Raw genomic sequence first — 22,949 nt, forward strand, 5'->3', positions numbered from 1 at the left:
GGTGCGCCCGCGCCCGGGGCCATGCGGGTGGCCGGCCGAGCCGCCGCACCGGCCCGGCCCCGGGGCGCGAGCCCTCGGAAGCCTCGGCCCGGCACCGGCCGTACCCCGGCCGGCCCCTTCAGCGCACCGGACCGGTCAGAGGGCGCCCTTGCGGGTCAGCGAGTTGAACGACAGCCACCCCGGCAGCACCGGCAGCCACAGGGTCATCACCCGGTACATCAGCACCGCCGGGGTCGCGATCTCCAGCGGCAGCCCGCCGACCGTGGTCAGACCGGCGATCAGCGCACCCTCCACCGCGCCCACCCCACCCGGCGTGGGGGCGGCCGAGCCGAGCGCGTTGCCGGCCAGGAAGACCACGGCCAGGATCGCGTAGCTCACCGGCTGGTCGCCCTGCGAGAACGCCCGCACCGAGGCGTCCAGGCAGAACACGAACGCCGCGGTCAGCAGCAGCATGCCGCTGAGCCCGGTGAGCAGCTTCACCGGCCGCTGCAGGACGTCCAGCATCCGCGGCACCACCCCGGCGAACAGCGACCGCAGCCGGGTGGTGACGAACTTGCGCAGCGCCGGGATCGCCGTCACCACCAGCGCCAGCACCGCGACCGTCAGCAGACCCGCGATCACCGTCCGGGACGGGGTGAAGTCCTGCGTCTTCTCCGTCCCGGAGAGGTAGCCGAAGGAGAGCAGCAGCAGGATGTGCGCGCCCAGACCGAACAGCTGCGAGGCGCCCACACTGGCCACCGCGAGGCCCGGGCGGACCCCCGAGCGCTGGAGGAAGCGGGTGTTCAGCGCCACCCCGCCGACCGCCGCCGGGGCGACGATCTTCACAAAGGAGCCCGCCACCTGCGCCACCACCGTCCGCCCGAACGGCACCCGCTCCGGGACGAAGCCCAGCAGGCTCATCGCCGCCGCGACGTAGCTGAACGCGGAGAACAGCACCGCCACCGCCACCCACAGCCAGTCGGCGTGGGCCAACGTCGACAACGACAGCGGCGACCGCGAGATGGAGGACAGCAGGAAGTAAACGGCGATCGCACCGGCGATCAGACTGATCAGCGTCCGCGGCTTGATCCGCTCCAGCCGCACCGGCTCCACCGGCGCCTGCGGCCGGATCAGCAGCACCTGCTGGCGGATCTGCACCAGCAGATCCTCCTCGCGGGCCTCGTCCATCGCCTCGTCCAGCGCCCGCTTCTCCGCCTGCTTGTGCGCCTTCTCCGCCTTCCGCTCGGCCTTGCCGACCGGCTCGCCGCGGTGCTCCGCGTGGCGGGCGTGCGCCTCCACCCGGGCCTGCTTGTCGGCCCGCGAGGCGGCCAGCACCGCCTCCCGCTCCCGCTGCGAGCGCTCCCGGGCCAGCCTGCGCAGCGTGGCGCGGGTCGACCGGCTCAACGCGATCGGCTGGAGCAGCGGCAGGCAGTCGGCGACCTTGTCCGGCCCCAGCGCGGCCACCGCCGCCGCCACCGCCCGCTCCGCGCCCACCCGCAGACCCAGCGTCGTCAGCAGCTGCGCCACATCCATCCGCAGCACCAGATCACCGGCGGCGATCTCCCCGCCGCGCAGATCGGTGAGGATCACCCTGCCGGAACGATCCACCAGCAGCGCGTCACCCGTCAGCCTGCGGTGCGCGATACGCCGCGACTGCAACGCCCGCACCTGGAGCCAGGCACCCCGCACCACCTCGTCGGTGATCTCCTTGTCCTCCAGGGAGTCCAGCGAGCGCCCGCCCACATGCTCGTACACCAGCATCACGGCGTCCGGACCCAGCTCGGAGGTGGCGATCAGCTTGGGCGCGTTGGCCCCCGCCGCGATCGCCGCGTACGCCAGCAGCGCCTCCTGCTCCAGCGCCTGGCGCAGCGACTGCAGCGACCGCCCGGTGGTGATCCCGCGCAGCGTCAGCCGCCGCCACACCCGGTAGAAGAAGCCGTGCGCCTGCTGCTCCCGGTCCACCACGGTCACGTCCAGCGGCGGACCCTCCTCCAGGGTCACCAGGTAGCGGCGCCCCCGGTCCGCCTCCGCACCGCCCGGCAGGTCCTCCGCGCGCATCGCGCCCACCGGCCGGAACCCGACATGGCGCAGACCCGCCAGCAGCGTCTGCCCGGTGGGCCGCACATTGGGCGAGCCCACCGCGTAGACCGTGCCGTAGGCCACCGTCCAGCCGATCAGGATGGTCAGCACGATGGAGAACGGAGTGGTGTAGCCGGCCACCAGCATCGCGAACGCGTCCAGCAGCAGCACCATCCACAGCACCACCCGCCAGCGCGGCCGGCGCGCCATGCCGACGGCCGTCATATAGGCGATCACCGGCGCCAGGTAGCCGTGCACCGGATCCGACAGCCCGCCGCCCGCCTGCGGCTGGGTCAGCGCCTCCTGGATGGTGTCCGGCGCGCCCTGCGCCACCCACAGATCGGTGGCGAGGGTGACACCGTGCGCCAGCACGGCCGCCAGCACCCCGTCGGCGATCCGCAGCCCGTCCCGCTTGACCAGCCGCTCGATCGCGAAGGCCACCGGCACCAGCAGCACCGCGATGCTGGACGCCAGCCCGGCCAGCTGGACGAACACATCCGGCGCCTGCCCGGTCCGCCGGCTGATGTCCGCCTCCAGACCGGAGGTGGTGCCCCGGGCGAACGCGGCGATGGCGATGACCACGGCGATCGCCAGCACACCGACCAGCAGCCGCAGCAGGTCGGACGGCCGGTGCGCCCGGGCCGCCAGCAGCGGCTCGTCACCGGAGACGCGGTCGATGTCCCGCTCCGCGTTCACGCCCACCGTCTCCTCCGGCCGTGGCCGATCGGGGCCCGGGTCCGAAAGCCGGGTCCGCGCGCCCGCCCGTGCCCGTGCCGTACTCCCTGCCTCTGGCCGGGCCCGTGCCGCGCCCTGGTCCTGCCCCTCCGGCTCATCCTTGTCCATGGTCTCAGGAGCGCCCGCCGGGATCCCAGAAGCGCCCGCGATCGCCGCGGAAGCCCCTGCGCGCCCGGGAGGCCGCACATCCTCCCCCTTCGCCCTCTCGGTCTCTTCTTGCTCTCGTGTCACCGGTCACCGCCCGGAAGATGGTGGCATGCCCGGACCCCGGACGGGGGCATCAGGGTGCGCGGCCCGCCTTGTCGGTGGTGTGGTGCAGGATGGACCGGGTGACTGCCGAGGAGATCCCGGAGTACCCCGAATACGCGGAACGGGTGCTGGACGTCGCCGACCTGATCCCACCCGGCCGGGTGATGACCTACGGGGACGTGGCCGAATGGCTGGGCGACGGCGGCCCCCGCCAGGTGGGCCGCGCCATGGCGCTGTACGGGGGCGCGGTGCCCTGGTGGCGGGTGGTGCGCTCCGACGGGCGGCTGCTGCCCGGCCACGAGCTGCGCGCCCTCGACCACTACCGCGAGGAGGGCACCCCGCTGCGCCAGACCGGCAACCGGGCCGACGGCCACCTGCCCCGGCTGGACATGCGGCGCGCCCGCTGGGACGGCTCCCCGGCCGGCCCGCCCGACGGCAGCGCCGAGGCCGAGGACCGGACGCCATAGCGGACCGCCGGCGCCACCGCCCGAGCCCGGTCGGCGCCGGGTGGGCCGTACCGTAGCGGGGCGGCGGACGCACCACCGGCGGCCGCGCCACGGACGGACCCCATCCGCCCCGACCGGCACCCGCCGCCGCGCACCCCGCACCGCCACCCGCATCCGCACCCGACCCAGCCTCCTCGTCACCAGCACACCCACCAGGACCGGCGATCCCGTTGAGCACCTCTTCGACCACCACCGGCCGTACGCCGTACCGCGGGCGGGCCGCGGGCCCGTACCGCCTGGTGCGCACCCCGCCGGCCCTGCCCGGCCCCCCTGAGCTGGACGCGTCCCAGCGGGCCGTGGTTGAGCACCCCGGCGGACCGCTGCTGGTCCTGGCCGGCCCCGGCACCGGCAAGACCACCACTCTCGTGGCGGCCGTCGCCGCCAAGATCGCCCAGGGCGCCGACCCCGAACGCCTCCTCGTCCTCACCTTCAGCCGCAAGGCCGCCGTCGAACTCCGCGACCGGATGGCCGCCCGGCTCGGCCCGGCCCGCGCCCCGCAGGCCACCACCTTCCACTCCTACTGCTACGCACTGATCCGCGCCCACCAGGACGCCGACCTCTTCTCCGAACCACTGCGGCTGCTCTCCGGACCCGAGCAGGACCTCGCCGTACGCGAGCTGCTCGCCGGCCAGCTCGACCTGGAGAAGGAAGGCCTCGCCCGCATCCGGTGGCCCGACGAACTCCGCGCCTGCCTGACCACCCGAGGCTTCGCCGACGAGGTCCGCGCGGTGCTCGCCCGCTCCCGCGAACTCGGACTCGGCCCCCGCGCCCTGGCCGACTTCGCCGCCCGCACCGGACGGCGCGACTGGTCGGCGGCCTCCGCGTTCCTCGCCGAGTACCTCGACGTCCTCGACATGCAGGGCGTCCTCGACTACGCCGAACTGGTCCACCGCGCGGTGCTCCTCGCCGGACAGGTCACCCTCCCGGAGTACGACGCCGTCTTCGTCGACGAGTACCAGGACACCGACCCCGCCCAGGTCCGGCTGCTGCGGACGCTGGCCGGCGGCGGACGCACGGTGTACGCGTTCGGCGACCCCGACCAGTCGATCTACGCCTTCCGGGGCGCCGATGTCGGCGGCATCCTGGACTTCCCGTACGCCTTCCCGCGCACCGGCGGCAGCCCCGCCCCGGTCGCCGTGCTGACCACCTCCCGCCGCTCCGGCGCCGCGCTGCTCACCGCCACCCGGCTGCTCACCGCCCGGATGCCGCTGCCCCGGCTGCCCGCCGACAAGGTCCGCGCCCACCGGGACCTCGCCGCGGTCCGCGACGGCGGCCGGGTGGAGGCGTACACCTTCCCCACCGCCTCCACCGAACTGGAGAACATCGCCGACATCCTGCGCCGCGCCCACCTGGAGGACGGCGTGCCCTGGCGCGAGATGGCCGTGCTGGTCCGCGCCGGCGGCCGCACCATACCCGCCGTACGGCGCGCCCTGACCTCCGCCGGAGTGCCCCTGGAGGTCGACGGCAACGACCTCGCCCTGCGGCACGAGCCCGCCGTGGTCCCGCTGCTCACCGCCCTGCGCGCGGCGGCCGGCCCGCCCGCGTCCGATGGATCCGCCGACGAGGACCCGGCCGCGTCGCCGGACACCGAATCCGAGCACCCCGACCCCGACGAGCCGTCGACACCCGCGGATGCCGTACCCGGCGAAGCCACCGGTGCTACGGCTGAAAGCGACCCCGCCGCGTCCCCGAGGGCCACCGGCGACACCGCCCCCACTGCAGACACGGCCGGAGGCGACCTTGCCCCGGCCCCGGCGGCCACCGGCGCCACCGCCCCCGGCTGGCTCGACACCGAGACCGCCCTCACCCTGCTCGCCTCCCCCCTCGGCGGAATGGACGCCGCCGATCTGCGCCGCCTCGGGCGCGCCCTGCGGGACGAGGAACGAGCCGCCGGAAACGCGCTGCCCCCGCCCTCCGACGTGCTGCTCGCCCGCGCCCTCGCCGAACCGGAACGGCTCACCGCGCACGACCCGGCGTACGCCCGCGGTGCCCAGCGCCTCGGCGCGCTCCTCAAGGACACCCGCGCGCTGCTGGCCGCCGGCGGCACCGCCGAAGAGGCCCTGTGGATGCTGTGGAACGGCACCCCCTGGCCCGCCCGGCTCCAGCGCGGCGCCCTGCGCGGCGGCCCCGCCGGGCGCAACGCCGACCGCGACCTGGACGCGGTCTGCGCCCTGTTCGACACCGCCGCCCGCGCCGAGGAGCGCACCGGCGGCCGGGGCGCGCTGAACTTCCTGGAGGAGCTCGACGCCCAGGACATCGCCGCCGACACCCTGGTCCGGCGGACCGTACGGCCGGACGCCGTCCGGCTGATGACCGCCCACCGCTCCAAAGGCCTGGAGTGGAGCCTGGTCGTCGTCGCCGGCGTCCAGGAAGGCCTCTGGCCCGACCTGCGCCGCCGCGGCTCACTGCTGGAGGCCGACCGCATCGGGCGCGACGGACTCGCCGAACCGCTCACCCCCGGCGCGCTGCTCGCCGAGGAACGGCGGCTGTTCTACGTCGCCGCCACCCGCGCCCGCCACCGGCTCGTCGTCACCGCCGTCAAGGCACCCGCCGACGACGGCGACCAGCCCTCCCGCTTCCTCACCGAGCTCGGCACCGAACCGAAGGACATCACCGGCCGCCCCCGCCGCCCCCTCGCCGTCGCCGCACTCGTCGCCGAACTGCGCGCCACCACCGTCGACCCCGCCGCCTCACCCGCCCTGCGCGAGGCCGCCGCCCACCGGCTGGCCCGGCTCGCCGCCCTCGCCGACGACGAGGGCCAGCCCCTCGTCCCCGCCGCCCACCCGCACCGCTGGTGGGGCCTGTTCGAACCGACCCACTCCACCGCGCCGCTGCGCGACCCCGACCACCCCGTCGCCCTCTCCGGCAGCGCCCTGGACCAGCTCGCCAACACCTGCGCCCTCCAGTGGTTCCTGGGCCGCGAGGTCAAGGCCGACGCCCCCGCCACCGCCGCGCAGGGCTTCGGCAACGTCGTCCACGTCCTCGCCGACGAGGTCGCCTCCGGCCGCACCCCCGCCGACCTGGACGTCCTCATGGAGCGGCTGGACTCCGTATGGGACGCGCTCGCCTTCGACGCCCCCTGGAAGTCGGCGCAGGAGAGGGAGCAGGCCCGCGCCGCCCTGGAACGCTTCCTGCGCTGGCACGTCATGGACCGCGGCGGCCGCACCCCCGCCGCCACCGAGCACGGCTTCGACGTCACCCTGGAGGCCGGGGACTACCAGGTCCGCGTCCGAGGCTCCATGGACCGCGTCGAGGCCGACGAGCACGGCCGCGCCTACGTGGTCGACTTCAAGACCGGCAAACAGGCCCCCACCAAGGGCGGGGTCGCCCGCCACCCGCAGCTCGCCGTCTACCAGCTCGCGGTACGCGAAGGTGCCTTGGACGAGGCCTTCGACGGCCGCCGCCCCGAACCCGGCGGCGCCGAACTCGTCCACCTGCGCCAGGCCGCCCCCAAGAACGAGGGCGGCGAGGCGCTGCCCCGCGTCCAGGGCCAGGAACCGCCCGAAGGGGAGTGGGTCGGCGACCTGCTCGCCACCGCCGCAGGACGCGTCCTGGACGAACGGTTCACCCCCACCGCCGGCCAGCACTGCGCCCGCTGCGCCTTCCAGGCCTCCTGCAGCGCCCGCCCCGAAGGCCGCCAGATAGTCGAGTAAGGCCGGGCCACGCCCACCGTCCCGGAGCCGTCACCGACAGCGTCCGGCCGGCACTGTCAGTGGTGCCGGTTAGCCTCGATGACCGTGACCACACGTCTCACCGACCCCGAGGAGCTCAAGGAGCTTCTGGGCATCCCGTTCACACCGGAGCAGACGGCCTGCATCACCGCGCCGCCCGCCCCGCAGGTCATCGTGGCCGGAGCCGGCTCCGGCAAGACCACCGTGATGGCCGCCCGGGTGGTCTGGCTGGTCGGCACGGGCCAGGTCGCGCCCGAACAGGTCCTCGGCCTCACCTTCACCAACAAGGCCGCCGGCGAGCTCGCCGAGCGCGTCCGCACCGCCCTCGTCCGCGCCGGGATCACCGACCCCGAGCCCCTGGACCCCGCCCTCGGCCCGGTGCCCGGCACCGGCGGCGCAGACCCCGGTACGGGGCAGGCCGCCACCGCTACGGGGCAGGCCGCCGACCCGTACTACCTCCCCGGCGAGCCGCGCATCTCCACGTACCACGCCTTCGCCGGCCAACTGCTCACCGACCACGGACTCCGCCTCGGGCTGGAACCAGCGTCCCGGCTGCTCGCCGACGCCACCCGCTACCAGCTCGCCGCCCGGGTGCTCCGCGAAGCCCCCGGCCCCTACCCGGCGCTCACCAGCTCCTTCCCCACCCTGGTCAGCGACCTCCTCGCCCTTGACGCCGAGCTCGCCGAGCACCTCGTCCGCCCCGAGGACCTGCTCCGCCACGACACCGACCTGCTCGCCGCCCTCGCCGGTGTCCGGCTGACCAACGAGGACCTGCGCAAGATCCCCGCCGCCGCAACCGCCCGCCGCGAGCTGACCGACCTGGTGCGCCGCTACCGCCAGGCCAAGAAGAGCCGCGATCTGCTCGACTTCGGCGACCAGATCGCCCTCTCCGCCCAGCTCGCCCTCACCCGGCCCGAAGTGGGGGAGATCCTGCGCGGAGAGTTCCGCGTCGTCCTCCTGGACGAGTACCAGGACACCTCCGTCGCCCAGCGACTGCTCCTCTCCGGCCTCTTCGGAAACGGCACCGGGCACGCCGTCACCGCCGTCGGCGACCCCTGCCAGGCCATCTACGGCTGGCGCGGCGCCTCCGTCGCCAACCTGGACGACTTCCCCGACCACTTCCCGCACACCGACGGCACCCCCGCCACCCGCCAGTCCCTCAGCGAGAACCGCCGCAGCGGCGGCCGACTCCTCCAGCTCGCCAACGGACTCGCCGAACCCCTGCGCGCCATGCACGAAGGCGTCGAAGCGCTGCGCCCCGCACCCGGCGCCGAACGCGACGGCACCGTACGCATCGCCCTGCTGCCCACCCAGGCCGAAGAGCTGGACTGGCTCGCCGACTCCATCGCCCACCTGGTCCGCACCGGCAAGGAGCCGGGCCAGATCGCCATCCTCGCCCGCACCGCCACCGACTTCCCCGACATCCAGGCCGCCCTGGTCGCCCGGGACGTCCCGGTGGAAGTCGTCGGCCTGTCCGGACTCCTCCACCTGCCGGAGATCGCCGACCTCGTCGCCGTCTGCGAAGTCCTCCAGGACCCCGGGGCCAACGCCTCACTCGTCCGGCTCCTCACCGGCCCGCGCTGGCGCATCGGCCCCCGCGACCTCGCCCTGCTGGGCCGCCGGGCCCGGCTGCTCGTCCACCGCTTCACCGCCGGCGCCGGCGCCGACACCGACGCCGACCGGGACGAACGCCTCGCCGCCGCCGTCGAAGGCGTCGACCCCGCCGAGGTCATCTCCCTCGCCGACGCCCTCGACACCTTCCTCGAACCAGCTGGCGAGGACGACAGGCTGCCGTTCTCCGCCGAGGCCCGCGTCCGCTTCGCCCGGCTCGCCACCGAACTGCGCGAACTGCGCCGCGCCCTCGCCGACCCCCTGATGGACGTCCTCCACCGCGTCCTCGCCACCACCGGCCTCGAAGTCGAGCTCTCCGCCTCCCCGCACGCCCTCGCCGCCCGCCGCCGCGAGACGCTCTCCCACTTCCTCGACATCGCCGCCCGCTTCGCCGCCGTCGACGGCGAGGCGACCCTCCTCGCCTTCCTCGGCTTCCTGCGCACCGCCGCCCAGTACGAGAAGGGCCTCGACAACGCCCTGCCCGGCGGCGAGAACACCGTCAAGGTCCTCACCGCCCACAAGTCCAAAGGCCTGGAATGGGACGTGGTCGCCGTCCCCGGCCTGGTCGCCGGCCAGTTCCCCAGCGGCCGCGCCCGCGAGTCCTGGACCGCCCAGGCCAAGGTCCTGCCGCACGCGCTGCGCGGCGACGGCCCGACCCTGCCCGCCCTCGGCAGCCACGACGCCCGCTCCCTCAAGGAGTACAAGGAGGCCATGCGGGACCACCAGCACACCGAGGAGCTGCGGCTCGGCTACGTCACCTTCACCCGCCCCCGCTCCCTGCTGCTCGGCTCCGGGCACTGGTGGGGCCCCACCCAGAAGCGCCGCCGCGGCCCCTCGCCGTTCCTGCACGCCCTGTACGAGCACTGCGCCCTCGGGCACGGGGAGATCGAGGCCTGGGCGGAGGAGCCCGCCAAAGACGCGGAGAACCCGTCCCTCGCGGACACCGCCCCCGACCACGCCTGGCCCCTGCCCCTGGACCCCACCGCCCTCGCCCGCCGCCGCGCCGCCGCCGACCTGGTGCTGCGCCACCTGGACGAGCTGACGACCCCGCCCGCGGCCCCGGCTCTCACCGCCCCCGACGGCGACCCGTACGAGCCACCGGATCCGTACGAGACACCGGAGCCGTACGAGCCAGGGGAGCACCCGGCCGACGTCGAGGACGGCCTCGCCGACTGGGACGACTGGTCCACCGCCGCGCCCGTGACGAGCCCGCACCATCCGGACGTACCGGCCCCCCGGCACCCCGCCGACCCGGACCCGGCCGACCCCGGGCAGCACCACCCGGCCGACGCGGACACGGCCGACCCCGCGCCCCGCCACCAGAACCCCCGCCGGCACGGCGCCGACCGGGAGGCCCCCGCGCACGGCCCCCGGCTCACCCCCGAGGAAGCCCGGGCGGCCGCCTCCTGGGACCGCGACCTCGACGCCCTCGCCGGGGAACTGCTGCGCACCCGGGCCACCACCCGCGACGTACTGCTGCCCGCGTCCCTCTCCGCCTCCGAACTGGTACGGCTCGCCGCCGACCCGGACGGCTTCGCCGCGGAGCTGGCCCGGCCCATGCCCCGGCCGCCCCAACCCGCCGCGCGGCGCGGCACACGGTTCCACGCCTGGGTGGAGGCGCGCTTCGAGGCACTGCCCCTGCCCATGCTCGGCCCCGACGAACTGCCCGGCGCCGAGGCCGACGAGGACGAGCCCGAGATCGCCGACGAGCGTGACCTCGCCGCCCTCAAGGAGGCCTTCGAACGGACCCCGTACGCCCACCGCACCCCGTACCGGGTCGAAGCGCCGTTCCAGCTCGCCCTGGCCGGGCGGGTGATCCGCGGCCGCATCGACGCCGTCTACCGGGACCCGGACACCGGCGCGTACGAGATCGTCGACTGGAAGACCCACCGGTTCCGCACCGCCGACCCCCTCCAGCTCGCCGTCTACCGCCTCGCCTGGGCCGAGCAGCAGGGCCTGCCGCCCCACGAGGTCGCGGCCTCCTTCGTCTACGTACGCACCGGGCAGGTCGTACGCCCCGACGAGCTGCCCGACCGCGCCGCACTGGAGCGCGTCCTGCAGGGTGGGACGCCGGACGGCCCGCCGCCCGGCTCCGGATAGGCTCAAGGACATGAGCCCCACCCCGGACAGCGCCGTCCGCACCGTACGTACGTACATAGCCGGCCACCGCGACGCCTTCCTCGGCGACCTCGCGCAGTGGCTGCGCATCCCGTCCGTGTCGGTGCAGCCGGAGCACGCCCAGGACGTACGGGACAGCGCCCGGTGGCTCGCCGACCACCTGGCCGGGTCCGGCTTCCCGGTGGCCGAGGTGTGGGAGACCGACGGCGGCCACCCCGCCGTGTACGCCGAGTGGCCCTCCGACGACCCGGACGCACCGACCGTCCTCGTCTACGGCCACCACGACGTCCAGCCCGCCGCCCTCGCCGACGGCTGGGCCACCGACCCCTTCGAGCCGGTCATCAGCGACGGCCGGCTCTACGCCCGGGGCGCCGCCGACGACAAGGGCCAGGTGCTGTTCCACAGCCTGGCCGTCCGCGCCCACCTCGCCGCCACCGGCCGCACCGCCCCCGCCGTCCACCTCAAGCTGCTGGTCGAGGGTGAGGAGGAAGCCGGCTCCCCGCACTTCCGGGCGCTGATCGAGCGCCACCACGAGCGGCTGGCCGCCGACGCGGTCGTCGTCTCCGACACCGGTATGTGGTCGGAGACCACCCCCACCGTGTGCACCGGCATGCGCGGCCTCGCCGAATGCCAGATCACCCTGCACGGCCCCGCCCAGGACATCCACTCCGGCTCGTTCGGCGGCGCCGTCCCCAACCCGGCGACCACCGCCGCCCGGCTGGCCGCCGCCCTGCACGACGAGGACGAACGGGTCGCCATCCCCGGCTTCTACGACGGCGTCGCCGAGCTCACCGACGAAGAGCGGAAGCTGATCGCCGAGCTGCCGTTCGACGAGGCGTCCTGGCTGGCCTCCGCCCACTCCGGCGCCACCCACGGCGAACGCGGCCACACCACCCTGGAGCGGGTCTGGGCCCGGCCGACCGCCGAGGTCAACGGTATCGCCGGCGGCTACCAGGGCCCCGGCGGAAAGACGATCATCCCCGCCTCCGCCGTGCTGAAGCTGTCCTTCCGGCTGGTCGCCGGGCAGGACCCGGACAAGATCGAACGCGCGGTACGGGACTGGGTGCCCACCCGGCTCCCGGCCGGCATCCGGTACGAGATCACCTTCAACGGCGCCACCCGGCCCTGCCTCACCCCGCTCGGCCACCCGGCACTCACCGCCGTCGCCCGCGCCATGAGCACCGCCTTCGACGGCGCCGCGATCCGCTACACCCGCGAGGGCGGCTCCGGACCGGCCGCCGACCTCCAGGACGTACTGGCCGCGCCCGTGCTGTTCCTCGGCATCTCCGTACCGTCCGACGGCTGGCACGCCCCCAACGAGAAGGTCGAGCTCGACCTGCTGTTCAAGGGCGCCGAGGCCGGCGCCCACCTCTGGGGCGAACTACGGGGCGCACTGAGCAGCTGACCGCCCCCGCCGGGCCGGGCGACACGGCACAGGGCCCGGCTCCCGAGACATCCGCATCCACCGGGGGAGTAGGAAACCAGTGAGCACGATCAGCAACCCGGGCCACCGCCCCATCAGCCTCACCGCGCCCAGCGGCATCGACCGCGCCGCGCACCACCGCCTGGACGAGGCATGGCTGGCCGCCGCCTGGAGCCACCCCACCACCCGGGTGTTCGTCGTCTCCGGCGGCCAGGCACTGATCGACGACGCACCCGACGGCGGCACCACACTCGTCATGACCCCCTCCTTCGAGGCGCCGGTCACCGAGACCCACCGCTACTTCCTCGGCACCGACGAGGACGGTGTCAGCTACTTCGCCCTGCAGAAGGACGCCCTGCCCGGCCGCATGGACCAGTCGGCCCGCCCCGCCGGACTACGCGAAGCGGGCCTCCTGCTCTCCGCACGTGACGCCGCGCTGATGGCGCACGCCGTGGCCCTGGAGAACTGGCAGCGGCTGCACCGGTTCTGCTCACGCTGCGGGGAACGCACGGTGATCGCCGCCGCCGGGCACATCCGCCGCTGCCCCGCCTGCGGCGCTGAGCACTACCCGCGCACCGACCCCGCGGTGATCATGCTGGTGACCGACGAGGAGGACCGCGCGCTGCTCGGCCGGCAGGTGCACTGGCCCGAAGGCCGCTTCTCGACCCTGGCCGGCTTCGTCGAGCCCGGCGAGTCCATCGAACAGTCGGTGGCCCGCGAGGTCTACGAAGAGGTCGGCGTGACGGTCGGCGAGGTCGAGTACGTGGCCAGCCAGCCGTGGCCGTTCCCCTCCAGCCTGATGCTCGGCTTCATGGCGCGCGCCACCTCCTCGGAGATCACCGTGGACGGCGACGAGATCGAGGAGGCCCGCTGGTTCTCCCGTGAGGAGCTGGGCGCCGCGTTCGACTCCGGCGACGTGCTCCCCCCGTACGGCATCTCCATCGCGGCCCGGCTGCTCGAACTCTGGTACGGCAAGCCGATCCCCACCCGCGCCCCCGGCCCGGCAGCCTGACGCCGACGCGCGGGGACGGGGGCCGGTCGTCGCTTCCTTCAGCGGACCGCCCGCCGGTAGACGGGGCCGAGACCCCGGAAGCCGGAACCGGAAACGCCGAAAGCCCCGGTCGGACACTCGCCGACCGGGGCCCTGCGCATACCGCTCAGGCGCCCAGCGCCTGCTTCACCTGCGCCAGGCTGGGGTTCGTCATGACCACCTCGGCGCCATCGCCGGCGGCAACCACGCGCACCGTGGGCACGGTCTGGTTGCCACCGTTGGCCTTCTCGACGAAGGCGGCCGACTCCGGGTCCTGCTCGATGTTGATCTCGTTGTACGCGATGCCCTCACGGTCGAGCTGGCTCTTCAGCCGGCGGCAGTAACCGCACCACGTGGTGCTGTACATCGTCACAGTGCCCTGCATGGCCGTAGTGCTCCTCGTCGGTGCCTCGGGGCGGGTGCGCCTGCCGCACCCGTGCACTCAGCCCAACGTCCCGCCCCGCCGACGCATTCCCGAGGGCGCGGCACCCTGCCGGACGTTGTGCCCGCCACCCCGACCTCCGCCGCTCCGGTGGCCCCACCGCCCTGCCGCACGTGAGCCCACTTCACAGTCCCGCTCGCTCGCCTTCCTTGGGGGCCCCTCCCCCCACCCCCACCCCACCCCCCCCACCCCCGCCCCCGTCCCTCCGCCTCCGCCTCCCTCGGCCGGAGCCCTGCGGCCGACTGCGCCTCGGCGCAAGCACCGAAGCCGCCCAAGCCAGCCACTGAAGCCGCCTGCGCCGAAGCCGCTCGAAGCCGCAGCTGCCTTGGCCGCAGCCGCCTGGGCGGCTGCGGCCACTGAGGCTGCCTAGGCCGCAGCCACACCTCCCGAAGCCTCCGGATCCGCCCGGGCCGCAGCCGCCAGCAGGCGGCGTCCTCGCAGCCGGAACGTGTGTCGGCACCACCTCCGTCCGTGTTGTGCGGCTCCTTCGGAAGAGAACGTATGTGGTGGGGGCCGTGGGCCGTGGTTGGCTGTCCACAGGTGGCGGCGTTGATACGACTGGGACTGCTGCCCTGTGGACAACCGTCCCGTCCGCCCCGGGGGACCTGGCAGCATGGCAGGGTGACAGCAGCAACGCACTCCTCCCTCTTCCCGTCCGCCTCGGAGGTGAGCCAGTTCCCGGCTCCTCCGCAGGACGCCGACGCGGTGCTCGACGGGCTGGATCCCGAGCAGCGCGAGGTGGCGACCGCCCTGCACGGGCCGGTGTGTGTGCTGGCCGGCGCCGGTACGGGCAAGACCAGGGCGATCACCCACCGCATCGCCTACGGGGTGCGCGCGGGTATCTTGCAGCCCGGCAGCGTCCTGGCTGTCACCTTCACCAATCGGGCCGCCGGGGAGATGCGGGGGCGGCTGAGGCAGCTCGGGGCGGGCGGGGTGCAGGCGCGCACCTTCCACTCGGCGGCCCTGCGGCAGCTGCAGTTCTTCTGGCCGAAGGCGGTCGGCGGCGAGCTGCCCCGGCTGCTGGAGCGCAAGGTCCAGCTGGTCGGCGAGGCGGCGGCGCGCTGCCGGATCCGTCTCGACCGCAACGAGCTGCGGGACGCCACCGGCGAGATCGAGTGGTCCAAGGTGACCCAGACCGTTCCCGCCGACTATCCGGCCGCCGTGCTGCGGGCGCAGCGCGACGCCCCGCGGGACCCTGCCGAGATCGGCCAGCTCTATGCGGCGTACGAGGAGCTGAAGCGCGATCGCGGGGTGATCGACTTCGAGGACGTGCTGCTGCTGACGGTCGGCATCCTCCAGGACCGCCAGGACATCGCCGAGCAGGTGCGCCGCCAGTACCAGCACTTCGTCGTCGACGAGTACCAGGACGTCTCCCCGCTCCAGCAGCGGCTGCTGGAGCTCTGGCTCGGCGACCGGGACAGCCTGTGCGTGGTCGGCGACGCCAGCCAGACGATCTACTCCTTCACCGGGGCCTCCCCGGACCATCTGCTGGACTTCCGGTTGCGGCACCCGCAGGCCACGGTGGTCAAGCTGGTCCGGGACTACCGCTCCACCCCGCAGGTGGTCCATCTGGCCAACGGGCTGCTGAGCCAGGCCCGGGGCCGGGCAGCCGACCACCGGCTGGAGCTGGTCTCGCAGCGCGAGCCCGGGCCGCCGCCGGTGTACACGGAGTACGGCGACGAGCCCGCCGAGGCCGAGGGCACGGCCCGCCGGGTCCGGGACCTGATCGCGGCGGGGGTGCCGGCCGGGGAGATCGCCGTGCTCTACCGGATCAACGCCCAGTCCGAGATCTACGAGCAGGCGCTCGCGGACGTCGGGGTGCCCTACCAGCTGCGCGGGGCGGAGCGGTTCTTCGACCGGCCGGAGGTACGGGAGGCGGGCGCCGCGCTGCGTGGCGCGGCCCGCTTCGGGGCGAACGACTCCCTGCTGGACGCGGTGGTGGATCTGCCGTCCCAGGTGCGGGCGGTGCTCTCCACCAAGGGCTGGACGACCGAGCCGCCGGTGGGCTCCGGCGCGGTGCGGGACCGCTGGGAGTCCCTCGCGGCGCTGGTGCGGCTCGCCGAGGACTTCGCGGCGGCGAGGGAGGGGGCTACCCTGGCCGATCTGGTCGCCGAGCTGGACGAGCGGGCGGCCGCGCAGCACGCCCCCACCGTGCAGGGGGTGACGCTCGCCTCGCTGCACGCCGCGAAGGGCCTGGAGTGGGACGCGGTCTTCCTGGTCGGGCTGACCGAGGGCATGCTGCCGATCACCTACGCCAAGACCGAGGGGCAGATCGAGGAGGAGCGGCGGCTGCTGTATGTGGGTGTCACCCGCGCGCGGCGCCATCTGTCGCTCTCCTGGGCGCTGTCCCGCTCTCCGGGCGGCCGGGCCTCGCGCCGTGCTTCCCGGTTCCTCAGCGGGCTGCGCACCGGCTCGGCCGGTGCCGTGGGCGCGGGCGGGGCGCTGGGGGGCGCCGGCGGTGTGGAGCGTGGGGAAGGCGGTGAAGGGGTCCGTGGCGCGGAGGAGGTGCCGGTGGCGGCCCGGCGCAGGGGCAGGACCGTGGCGCGCTGCCGGGTCTGCGGGGCGACGCTCACCGGCGCCGGTGAGATGAAGCTGATGCGCTGCGAGGACTGCCCCTCCGACATGGACGAGGCGCTGCACGGCCGGCTGTGGGAGTGGCGCTCGGCGCGGGCTCGGTCGCTGGGTCAGCCGGCCTGGTGCGTGTTCACCGACAAGACGCTGATGGCGATCGCCGAGGCGGTCCCGTCCACCGACAATGAGCTGGCCCGGATCGCCGGCGTCGGGGTCCGCAAACTGAACCGCTTCGGCACCGATGTCCTCGCCATCTGCGCTGGTGAGGACCGTGCCGAGGGGGAGGCGGGGGAGTGACGGAAACTCGTCGGAAAAATAGTTTGCGCCCGCCCCGTCAAGCCCCATAGGTTCTTAACCACGGACACGGCGGCTTCTCCGAAGCCCCGCCTTCGTGCTGTACTTATCCGAATACCTGCGAGACCGGCTCCGGCCGGGCTCCCGAGACGCCGAGAGGAGGCGAGTCCAGTGATCAGCATCAACACCGGTATCACCCGTGGCACCACCAAAGTGACCGATCGCTCGGTCGCCTCCGCCTGCTCGCTCGGCCTCTCCGGCTTCTCGTTCCTGGGCAGCGGTATGTCCGGCCATGGAGCCGCGCGTCCCGCCACCCCTGCCACCCTCCCCGTCCGGGAGCGGAACGAGCGACCGACCAAGGCACTGGAAGCAGCGGTAGTGGCACAGGCGACGGCCTATGGCACTGCGGCTACCGGTGCCGAGACCAAGAAGCAGACGCAGCAGTACCTGAAGTGGGCCTTCCGTGGGCTCGAACCCTGGAGCGATCCAGTCTGACGCAGAGTCAGACCGGCGCCTTCAGGGCCGCGGAACCCCACCCGGGATCCGCGGCCCTTCTGTTTTGCCCGCACAGGCGAGACAGGGCGAAGGGGCCTCGGGACCAGCAGAACCCGGTACCAATCCACCGGCCGACCGGCCGGACCGACCAGACGAGGAAGACACGACCGTGCAACTCGAAGCGCACGCCCCGTCCGTACCGCCCTCCGAGGCTCTCCCGCCGAACGGCCCCACGAAGGATCCCGCCTTGACTCCCCTGACCGCGCTCACCGCGCTTGACGACGCCATCGAGAACCTCGGTGTGCCCGTACCGTGCCGCTCCTACGACCCGGAGGTCTTCTTCGCCGAGTCGCCGGCCGACGTCGAGTACGCCAAGTCGCTCTGCCGCACCTGCCCGCTGATCGAGGCATGCCTCGCGGGCGCCAAAGAGCGGCGCGAGCCGTGGGGCGTCTGGGGCGGCGAGCTGTTCGTCCAGGGCGTGGTCGTAGCCCGGAAGCGGCCCCGTGGCCGCCCGCGCAAGAACCCGGTCGTGGCATGAACGTCACGCTGGGAACCATCGACCGCCCTTACACGCACGATCCCCAGAAGCAGGCCCCGATGACCTCTTCCACCAGCGAGCCGTGCGGCTCCGCTACCCCAGCTGTCACCACCACCGGCGCGAACATCTCGCGTCAGAACAGGAACCGTGAGATGCAACTCATGCAAGAAGCCCTGGCCCGTGCGCATATGCACGACCGCCTGAGGGAGGCACGGGCGGAGCGCCAGGCCATCAACCTGGTGACCGCCCGGCGCCTGCAGCGCAGGGCGGAGCGCGCCTCGCTGCGCGCCCGCCGTGCGCTGGCCATGGCGGTCATGAACTGACGGCACCCGAAGGGCGGCGGCCACTGGCTATGGGGCACGCGGCCGCCACCGGCGCGGGTGCCGTTCGGCCACGCGGCGTCCGGCGACTGCCGCCGGACGCGGCGACGATGAGCGCGGCACATCGAGTATGGAGACGGGCCTGGTCCTTCGCGGAGGACCGGGCCCGCGGTGCGTTGTCCGCCCGGGGCACGAGCGGTGGAGTTATCGTTTCGCGGTGAACGACCGGAACCGGACGACCCCACCCGCACCGCGGGACGGCGACGAGCCGCCGTCCGACGCGGTGGTCTGCGCCCGCTGCGGCGCCGTCTCCGACGGCCCCGCCACCGCCTGGACGTGCTCCCTGGAGAACGGCAGTCGCCACTACTTCTGCGACACCTGCGCCCGCGACAACCTCAGGGCGATCGAGAGCCGGCTGGGCTCCGCCTGGTGGTGAGGGTTGGGTGAGGGGCGTCTGGCAGTGGGGCTTGGTGGTGAGGGCCTGGGCAGGGGCGGCCTAGCTGCCGACCGGGTCGCCGCGGTCCGCGTCCTGCCGGACAGCCGCGTCCTGCTGGTCCGCCCCGTCCCGCTGGTCGGGGAGGAAGCCGGGGAGCCAGTCGGCCAGTTCGTCGCGGAGGCGGACCGAGGCGTTCAGCTGGCACAGCACACCGATGGTGCTGAGCGTCACCCGGTGGATGAGCAGATAGGACGGCGGCAGGTTCAGCTGCTTGCCCAACTGGTAGGCCGGGGAGCGGACATCGGCGATCCGCGCCGCCTGGCCCCGCAGCCACTCACGGGTGAAGGTGAACTCCCCGACCTGGGCCGGCTCGATGATCGGCAGCAGGTATTCGAGGACCGCGTCCGGGTCGAGGTCGATCGTCTCCCTGACGAACCCCTCCTCGCGCAGCAGCTCGTAGACCCGGTCGGCCTCGCCCTCCAGGGTCATCCGAAGACAGACCCCGATCGTCTCGGGCAGCCCGCCCGGCAGCCGGTCCACCGTGCCGAAGTCCAGCACTCCCAGCCGCCAGTCCTCCGGACCCTCCTCGCCGTCCGGACCCGGCAGCAGTCGGAAGTTGCCCGGGTGCGGGTCGGCGTGCAGCAACCCGGTGCGGGCCGGGCCGGAGAAGAGGAAGCGCGCCAGCAGCTGGCCCGCCCGGTCGCGCTGCTCGGGGGTGCCGTCCGAGATCACCTCGGAGAGCGGCACCCCGTCGATCCACTCCGTCACCAGCACCTGGTCGCACTGGTGCACCACCCCGGGGACCACCACATCAGGATCGTCGGCGAACTCCTCGGCATGGGCGCGCTGCGCCGCCGACTCCAGGCCGTAGTCCAGCTCCTCCGCCACCCGGTCGCGCAACTCGGTGATCAGCGGCTTGATGTCCATCCCGGGGATCAGCGGCCCCAGCAGCCGGGCGAACCGGCCCAGTTGCGCCAGGTCGGAGAGGAGCGCCTCACCGGCGCCCGGGTACTGCACCTTCACGGCGACCTCGCGGCCGTCCTGCCAGACCGCCCGGTGCACCTGGCCGATGGAGGCCGCCGCCGCGGGCTTGTCGTCGAACTCCAGGAACAGCTCCCGCCAGTCCTCACCGAGCCGTTCCACCAGCACCTTGTGGACCGTCCGGACCGGCATCGGCGGGGCGGCCTCCTGGAGCTTGGTGAGCGCGGCCCGGTACGGTCCGGCGATCTCCTCGGGCAGCGCGGACTCGAAGACGGACAGGGCCTGCCCGAACTTCATCGCCCCGCCCTTCAGCTCGCCCAGGACCCGGAAGAGCTGCTCGGCCGTGCGCTGCTGGAGCTCGCGCGCCACGATCTCGGCGGACTTGCCCCCGATCCGCTTGCCCAGGCCCCATGTGGCCCGGCCCGCGAAGCCGATCGGCAACGCGGCCAGTTTGGCGGTCCGGGTGACCGCCTTCCGGGGAAGATCAGACATGCGCCCCTCCAGGTCCTGACTGCCGTGCCGTGACGCCCGGACGGCCGTCCCGCCACCCGCCGGCGGCACCGCGCCCGACCACGCCTACCCCGCCATTGTGTCCTGCCCGGGCCCCAAGGCCGAGGCCCGGTCCACCACCGACCGGGCCGCCGCCCCGCACGGGCAGTCGGCATGCGGGGCCACCCGCACCACGCGCCACTCCAGCAGCGGCAGTGACACCTCCCACCGGGCACCGGTGCTCGCCGGGAGATCACCGTCGAGGAAGGCCAGCGCATGGGCCGCGGCCAGTCCGGCCACCGAAGCCGCCAGGGTGACATCGCACGGAGGGATGAGACTGAGCCGGCCCGAACGCCACTGCGCCAGCATCCGAGGCCACGCCGGATCCCGGTCGGTGCGCTCCAGCTCCACACATCGGACGCACGCCGTGCCGCCCGGCAGCACCAGCGGGCCCACCACCCCCGTCGCCTCCACCACCCCCGCGTACAGATGCGGGGTGCCGGTCGCCACCCAGGCCTCCGCCGGCCGCGGGTCGGGCGCGTAGGCGGCGAGCCCGTCCCTGGGGGCGACCACCACCAGCGCCACCCCGGGCTCCGATCCGGCCGTCCCACCGCGCCCCGGACCGGCCGACCGGGGCGAGCGGCCACCGGGCCCGTAGCGCCGCACCAGCCGTCGGGCCGCCGTGTCCCGCCGCCCGCCGACCTCCTCCGGCGGCAGTCCCCCCGGCGCCACGTCCCAGGTCTCCACCCGGCCCCCGTCCAGCACCTCCACCTGTCCCACCCCGGCCGCCGACAGCAGCGCCGCGATCCCGGCACCCACCCGACCGGCGCCCCTGACCTGCACTCTCATCGCCGACCGGGCCTCCAGTCGGCGGGCCGCACCGCCCGGCTCGCGGTGCACCACCGACAGCGAGGCCCGGTCGGGGCACAGCCGCTCCTGCCCACCACCGCCGCCCCTGCCGTCCTGCTCCGGACCTGGTGGCGGGGAGGGCCGTGGGCCGCCGGACGCCGCGTCGTCCAGCAGCCCGGCCGCCGCCAGCCGGTCCAGCAGCGCCTCCAGCCGCCCGTCGGGCAGGCCCAGCGCCCGCGCCTCCTGCCGCAGCAGCCCGAGCCCCCGGGTGCCGTCGAGCAGCCCGAGAAGGCTGCCGGTCGTGGTGTCCAACGGCCCCAGCACCACCGCGTGCGCGGGCGCCGCCCCGAACTGCACATACTGAAGATCACGCCAGGCCCGCCGCAGCGCGGGCTTCACCATCGGATGCACACCGTGCCCCCGTCCGTCCGTCCGAACCGATCACTGGCAGCAGGATGGCCGCCTTCGACCGGGGCCGTGGAAAGTTGTCCACAGGGACGGTGGGCTGATCACACCGGGGGAGGGGGAGGGGGAGGGGGAGGTGGACGGGGGACGCCGCCGGGACCCGGCCGAGGTACGGTGACAGCTCCCCGCCGGGGCACGGTGACGGCGCCCGGGTCCTTGCGTTCGGGACGTGGGCCGGTGGCACCCGGTAACGTCGAGGCGTGCCCGCCGACCCCCAGCGCAGCCCGACCAGCGACCCGCCCGCCCCGCCGGCGGCCCGCGCGGTCGAGGTCCGCAGGAGCTCACGCCGCCGCCGCACCGTGTCCGCGTACCGCGAGGGCGACCGGACGATCGTCCTCATCCCGGCCCGGATGTCGGAGGCGGAGGAGCGGCGCTGGGTGACGGTCATGCTCGACAAGCTCGCCGCCCAGGAGAGCAAGCGCGCCCTCGGCGACGCGGAGCTCAGCGAGCGGGCCGAGCGGCTGTCCGCCCAGTATTTCGGCGGCCGGGCGCGCCCCACCTCGGTGCGCTGGGTGACCAACCAGAACTCCCGCTGGGGCTCCTGCACGCCCGCGGAGGGCAGCATCCGGCTCTCCCACCGGCTCCAGGGCATGCCCGAGTACGTCATCGACTACGTCCTCGCCCATGAGCTGGCGCATCTGCTCGTCCCCGGCCACGGCCCCCGGTTCTGGCGGCTGCTGGAGGCCTATCCCCGCACCGAGCGGGCCCGCGGCTATCTGGAGGGGGTGGCGGCGGCCGCCCGGCTGCCCCATCCGCCCGGCGGGGGCGTGGACGAGTAGGGACGACGGGACGCCGCCAGGGCGGCCGGGGAGGGCGGACGGCAGAGGTGGTTCGTCACTCCGGGTGACGGGTTTCACCGGCTCGGTGGCCTGGTGGTCCGTCACTTCGACGATCGTGTTCCGAAACCGTTCCGGCTTGGTCCATTGTCGGCGGCAGCCGTTAGCCTGGCGCGACGGAAACACCATCGGGATGGGGGACGGTCTTACGCATGGCCAGGGAATTCCAACGCGGCCACAAGGCCAGGATCAGCGACCTGACACCGGGGACCGATCTGTACGTCGGGGTGCAGATCACGGCGCCCGGTCTCACCTTCGACATCAGCTGCTTCGGGCTGGACGCCGGCGAACGGCTCTCGGACGACCGCTATTTCGTCTTCTTCAACCAGCCGAAGTCGCCGGAGGAGTCCATCCAGCTGCTCGGCGCCCAGGCCGGTGACACCGAGTCCTTCCGGGTCACGCTGGACCGCATCCCGGCGCACATCCACAAGCTGTCGTTCACCGCGACGATCGACGGGGCCGGGCAGATGTCCCAGGTCGCCCCCGGCTATCTGCGGATCGTCGCCGGCGGCCAGGAGGTCGCCCGCTACGCCTTCGACGGCTCGGAGTTCAGCACCGAGCGCGCCCTGATGCTGGGCGACTTCTACCTCAAGGACGTCTGGCGGTTCGCCGCCGTCGGCCAGGGCTTCGACGGCGGACTGGACGCACTGCTGAAGAACTTCGGCGGCGAGGTCGCCGAAGAGCAGCAGGAGCAGCAGGGGCAGCAGGGTCCTGGGCAGGAGCAGCCGCCCGCCTTCGCCCCGCCGTCCCAGGCCGCCGCGCCGAGCGCCCCAACCGCCTTCGGCGCCCCCCCCGCCCCCCCCCCCCCCCCCCCCGCCCCCCCCCCCCCCCC

At 74.3% G+C, this 22,949-nt stretch carries 16 protein-coding genes; 12 read left to right on the plus strand and 4 right to left on the minus strand.

Annotated features, from left to right (window positions below):
* Window positions 1-135 precede the first annotated feature (135 nt).
* Entirely contained in the window at window positions 136-2,901 is a 2,766-nt protein-coding gene (locus tag M1O15_RS21335; RefSeq protein ID WP_248635702.1) for a lysylphosphatidylglycerol synthase domain-containing protein, read from the minus strand.
* A gap of 212 nt (window positions 2,902-3,113) precedes the next feature.
* Here M1O15_RS21335 and M1O15_RS21340 point away from each other — a divergent pair, with 212 nt between their 5' ends.
* The 5 genes from M1O15_RS21340 to nudC all read left to right on the plus strand — a co-directional run bounded on the left by M1O15_RS21340 (window position 3,114) and on the right by nudC (window position 13,383).
* A complete protein-coding gene (locus M1O15_RS21340) occupies window positions 3,114-3,509 on the plus strand; it encodes an MGMT family protein (protein ID WP_248635703.1) in 396 nt (131 codons plus the stop codon).
* 209 nt (window positions 3,510-3,718) lie between these two features.
* Complete coding sequence (locus tag M1O15_RS21345) at window positions 3,719-7,201, plus strand: ATP-dependent DNA helicase (protein ID WP_248635704.1); 3,483 nt, start codon at window positions 3,719-3,721, stop codon at window positions 7,199-7,201.
* 84 nt (window positions 7,202-7,285) lie between these two features.
* Window positions 7,286-10,930: a UvrD-helicase domain-containing protein gene (locus M1O15_RS21350; RefSeq protein ID WP_248635705.1), complete on the plus strand. Its 3,645-nt coding sequence runs from the start codon at window positions 7,286-7,288 to the stop codon at window positions 10,928-10,930.
* 10 nt (window positions 10,931-10,940) lie between these two features.
* Complete coding sequence (locus tag M1O15_RS21355; RefSeq protein ID WP_248635706.1) at window positions 10,941-12,353, plus strand: dipeptidase; 1,413 nt, start codon at window positions 10,941-10,943, stop codon at window positions 12,351-12,353.
* Window positions 12,354-12,432: 79 nt separating this feature from the next.
* Complete coding sequence (nudC, locus tag M1O15_RS21360; protein ID WP_248635707.1) at window positions 12,433-13,383, plus strand: NAD(+) diphosphatase; 951 nt, start codon at window positions 12,433-12,435, stop codon at window positions 13,381-13,383.
* Window positions 13,384-13,528: 145 nt separating this feature from the next.
* Here nudC and M1O15_RS21365 read toward each other — a convergent pair whose 3' ends face one another.
* Window positions 13,529-13,786, minus strand: coding sequence for a mycoredoxin (locus M1O15_RS21365; protein WP_248635708.1), 258 nt, complete (start codon window positions 13,784-13,786; stop codon window positions 13,529-13,531).
* A gap of 678 nt (window positions 13,787-14,464) precedes the next feature.
* Here M1O15_RS21365 and M1O15_RS21370 point away from each other — a divergent pair.
* From M1O15_RS21370 to M1O15_RS21390, 5 genes are all read left to right on the plus strand, one after another.
* Window positions 14,465-16,711 carry an ATP-dependent DNA helicase UvrD2 gene (locus M1O15_RS21370; protein WP_248635709.1) on the plus strand — a complete coding sequence of 749 codons (2,247 nt, stop codon included), beginning with the start codon at window positions 14,465-14,467 and terminating at the stop codon, window positions 16,709-16,711.
* 168 nt (window positions 16,712-16,879) lie between these two features.
* Entirely contained in the window at window positions 16,880-17,203 is a 324-nt protein-coding gene (locus tag M1O15_RS21375) for a hypothetical protein (RefSeq protein WP_248635710.1), read from the plus strand.
* A gap of 169 nt (window positions 17,204-17,372) precedes the next feature.
* A complete protein-coding gene (locus M1O15_RS21380; RefSeq protein ID WP_248635711.1) occupies window positions 17,373-17,741 on the plus strand; it encodes a WhiB family transcriptional regulator in 369 nt (122 codons plus the stop codon).
* Window positions 17,738-18,064 (plus strand): putative WhiB-interacting protein, encoded by a 327-nt coding sequence (locus M1O15_RS21385; RefSeq protein ID WP_248635712.1) that lies wholly within the window; start codon window positions 17,738-17,740, stop codon window positions 18,062-18,064. Before M1O15_RS21380 ends, M1O15_RS21385 begins: the two co-directional genes overlap by 4 nt.
* A 214-nt stretch (window positions 18,065-18,278) precedes the next feature.
* Window positions 18,279-18,497: a hypothetical protein gene (locus M1O15_RS21390; protein ID WP_248635726.1), complete on the plus strand. Its 219-nt coding sequence runs from the start codon at window positions 18,279-18,281 to the stop codon at window positions 18,495-18,497.
* A 60-nt stretch (window positions 18,498-18,557) separates the two neighbouring features.
* Here the strand turns inward: M1O15_RS21390 and M1O15_RS21395 are convergent, their stop codons facing one another.
* Entirely contained in the window at window positions 18,558-19,970 is a 1,413-nt protein-coding gene (locus M1O15_RS21395) for an ABC1 kinase family protein (protein WP_248635713.1), read from the minus strand.
* Between the two features lie 84 nt (window positions 19,971-20,054).
* On the minus strand, window positions 20,055-21,218 hold the full coding sequence (locus tag M1O15_RS21400; RefSeq protein ID WP_282577037.1) for a ThiF family adenylyltransferase: 1,164 nt from the start codon (window positions 21,216-21,218) through the stop codon (window positions 20,055-20,057).
* A gap of 263 nt (window positions 21,219-21,481) precedes the next feature.
* On the opposite strand from M1O15_RS21400, the gene M1O15_RS21405 reads away from it, so the two are divergent.
* A complete protein-coding gene (locus M1O15_RS21405) occupies window positions 21,482-22,060 on the plus strand; it encodes a M48 metallopeptidase family protein (protein ID WP_248635715.1) in 579 nt (192 codons plus the stop codon).
* A gap of 209 nt (window positions 22,061-22,269) precedes the next feature.
* The coding region (locus M1O15_RS21410) for a TerD family protein (protein WP_248635716.1) at window positions 22,270-22,949 on the plus strand (680 nt) is incomplete at its 3' end.

The organism is Streptomyces lichenis, assembly GCF_023218175.1.
Lineage (GTDB): Bacteria > Actinomycetota > Actinomycetes > Streptomycetales > Streptomycetaceae > Streptomyces > Streptomyces lichenis.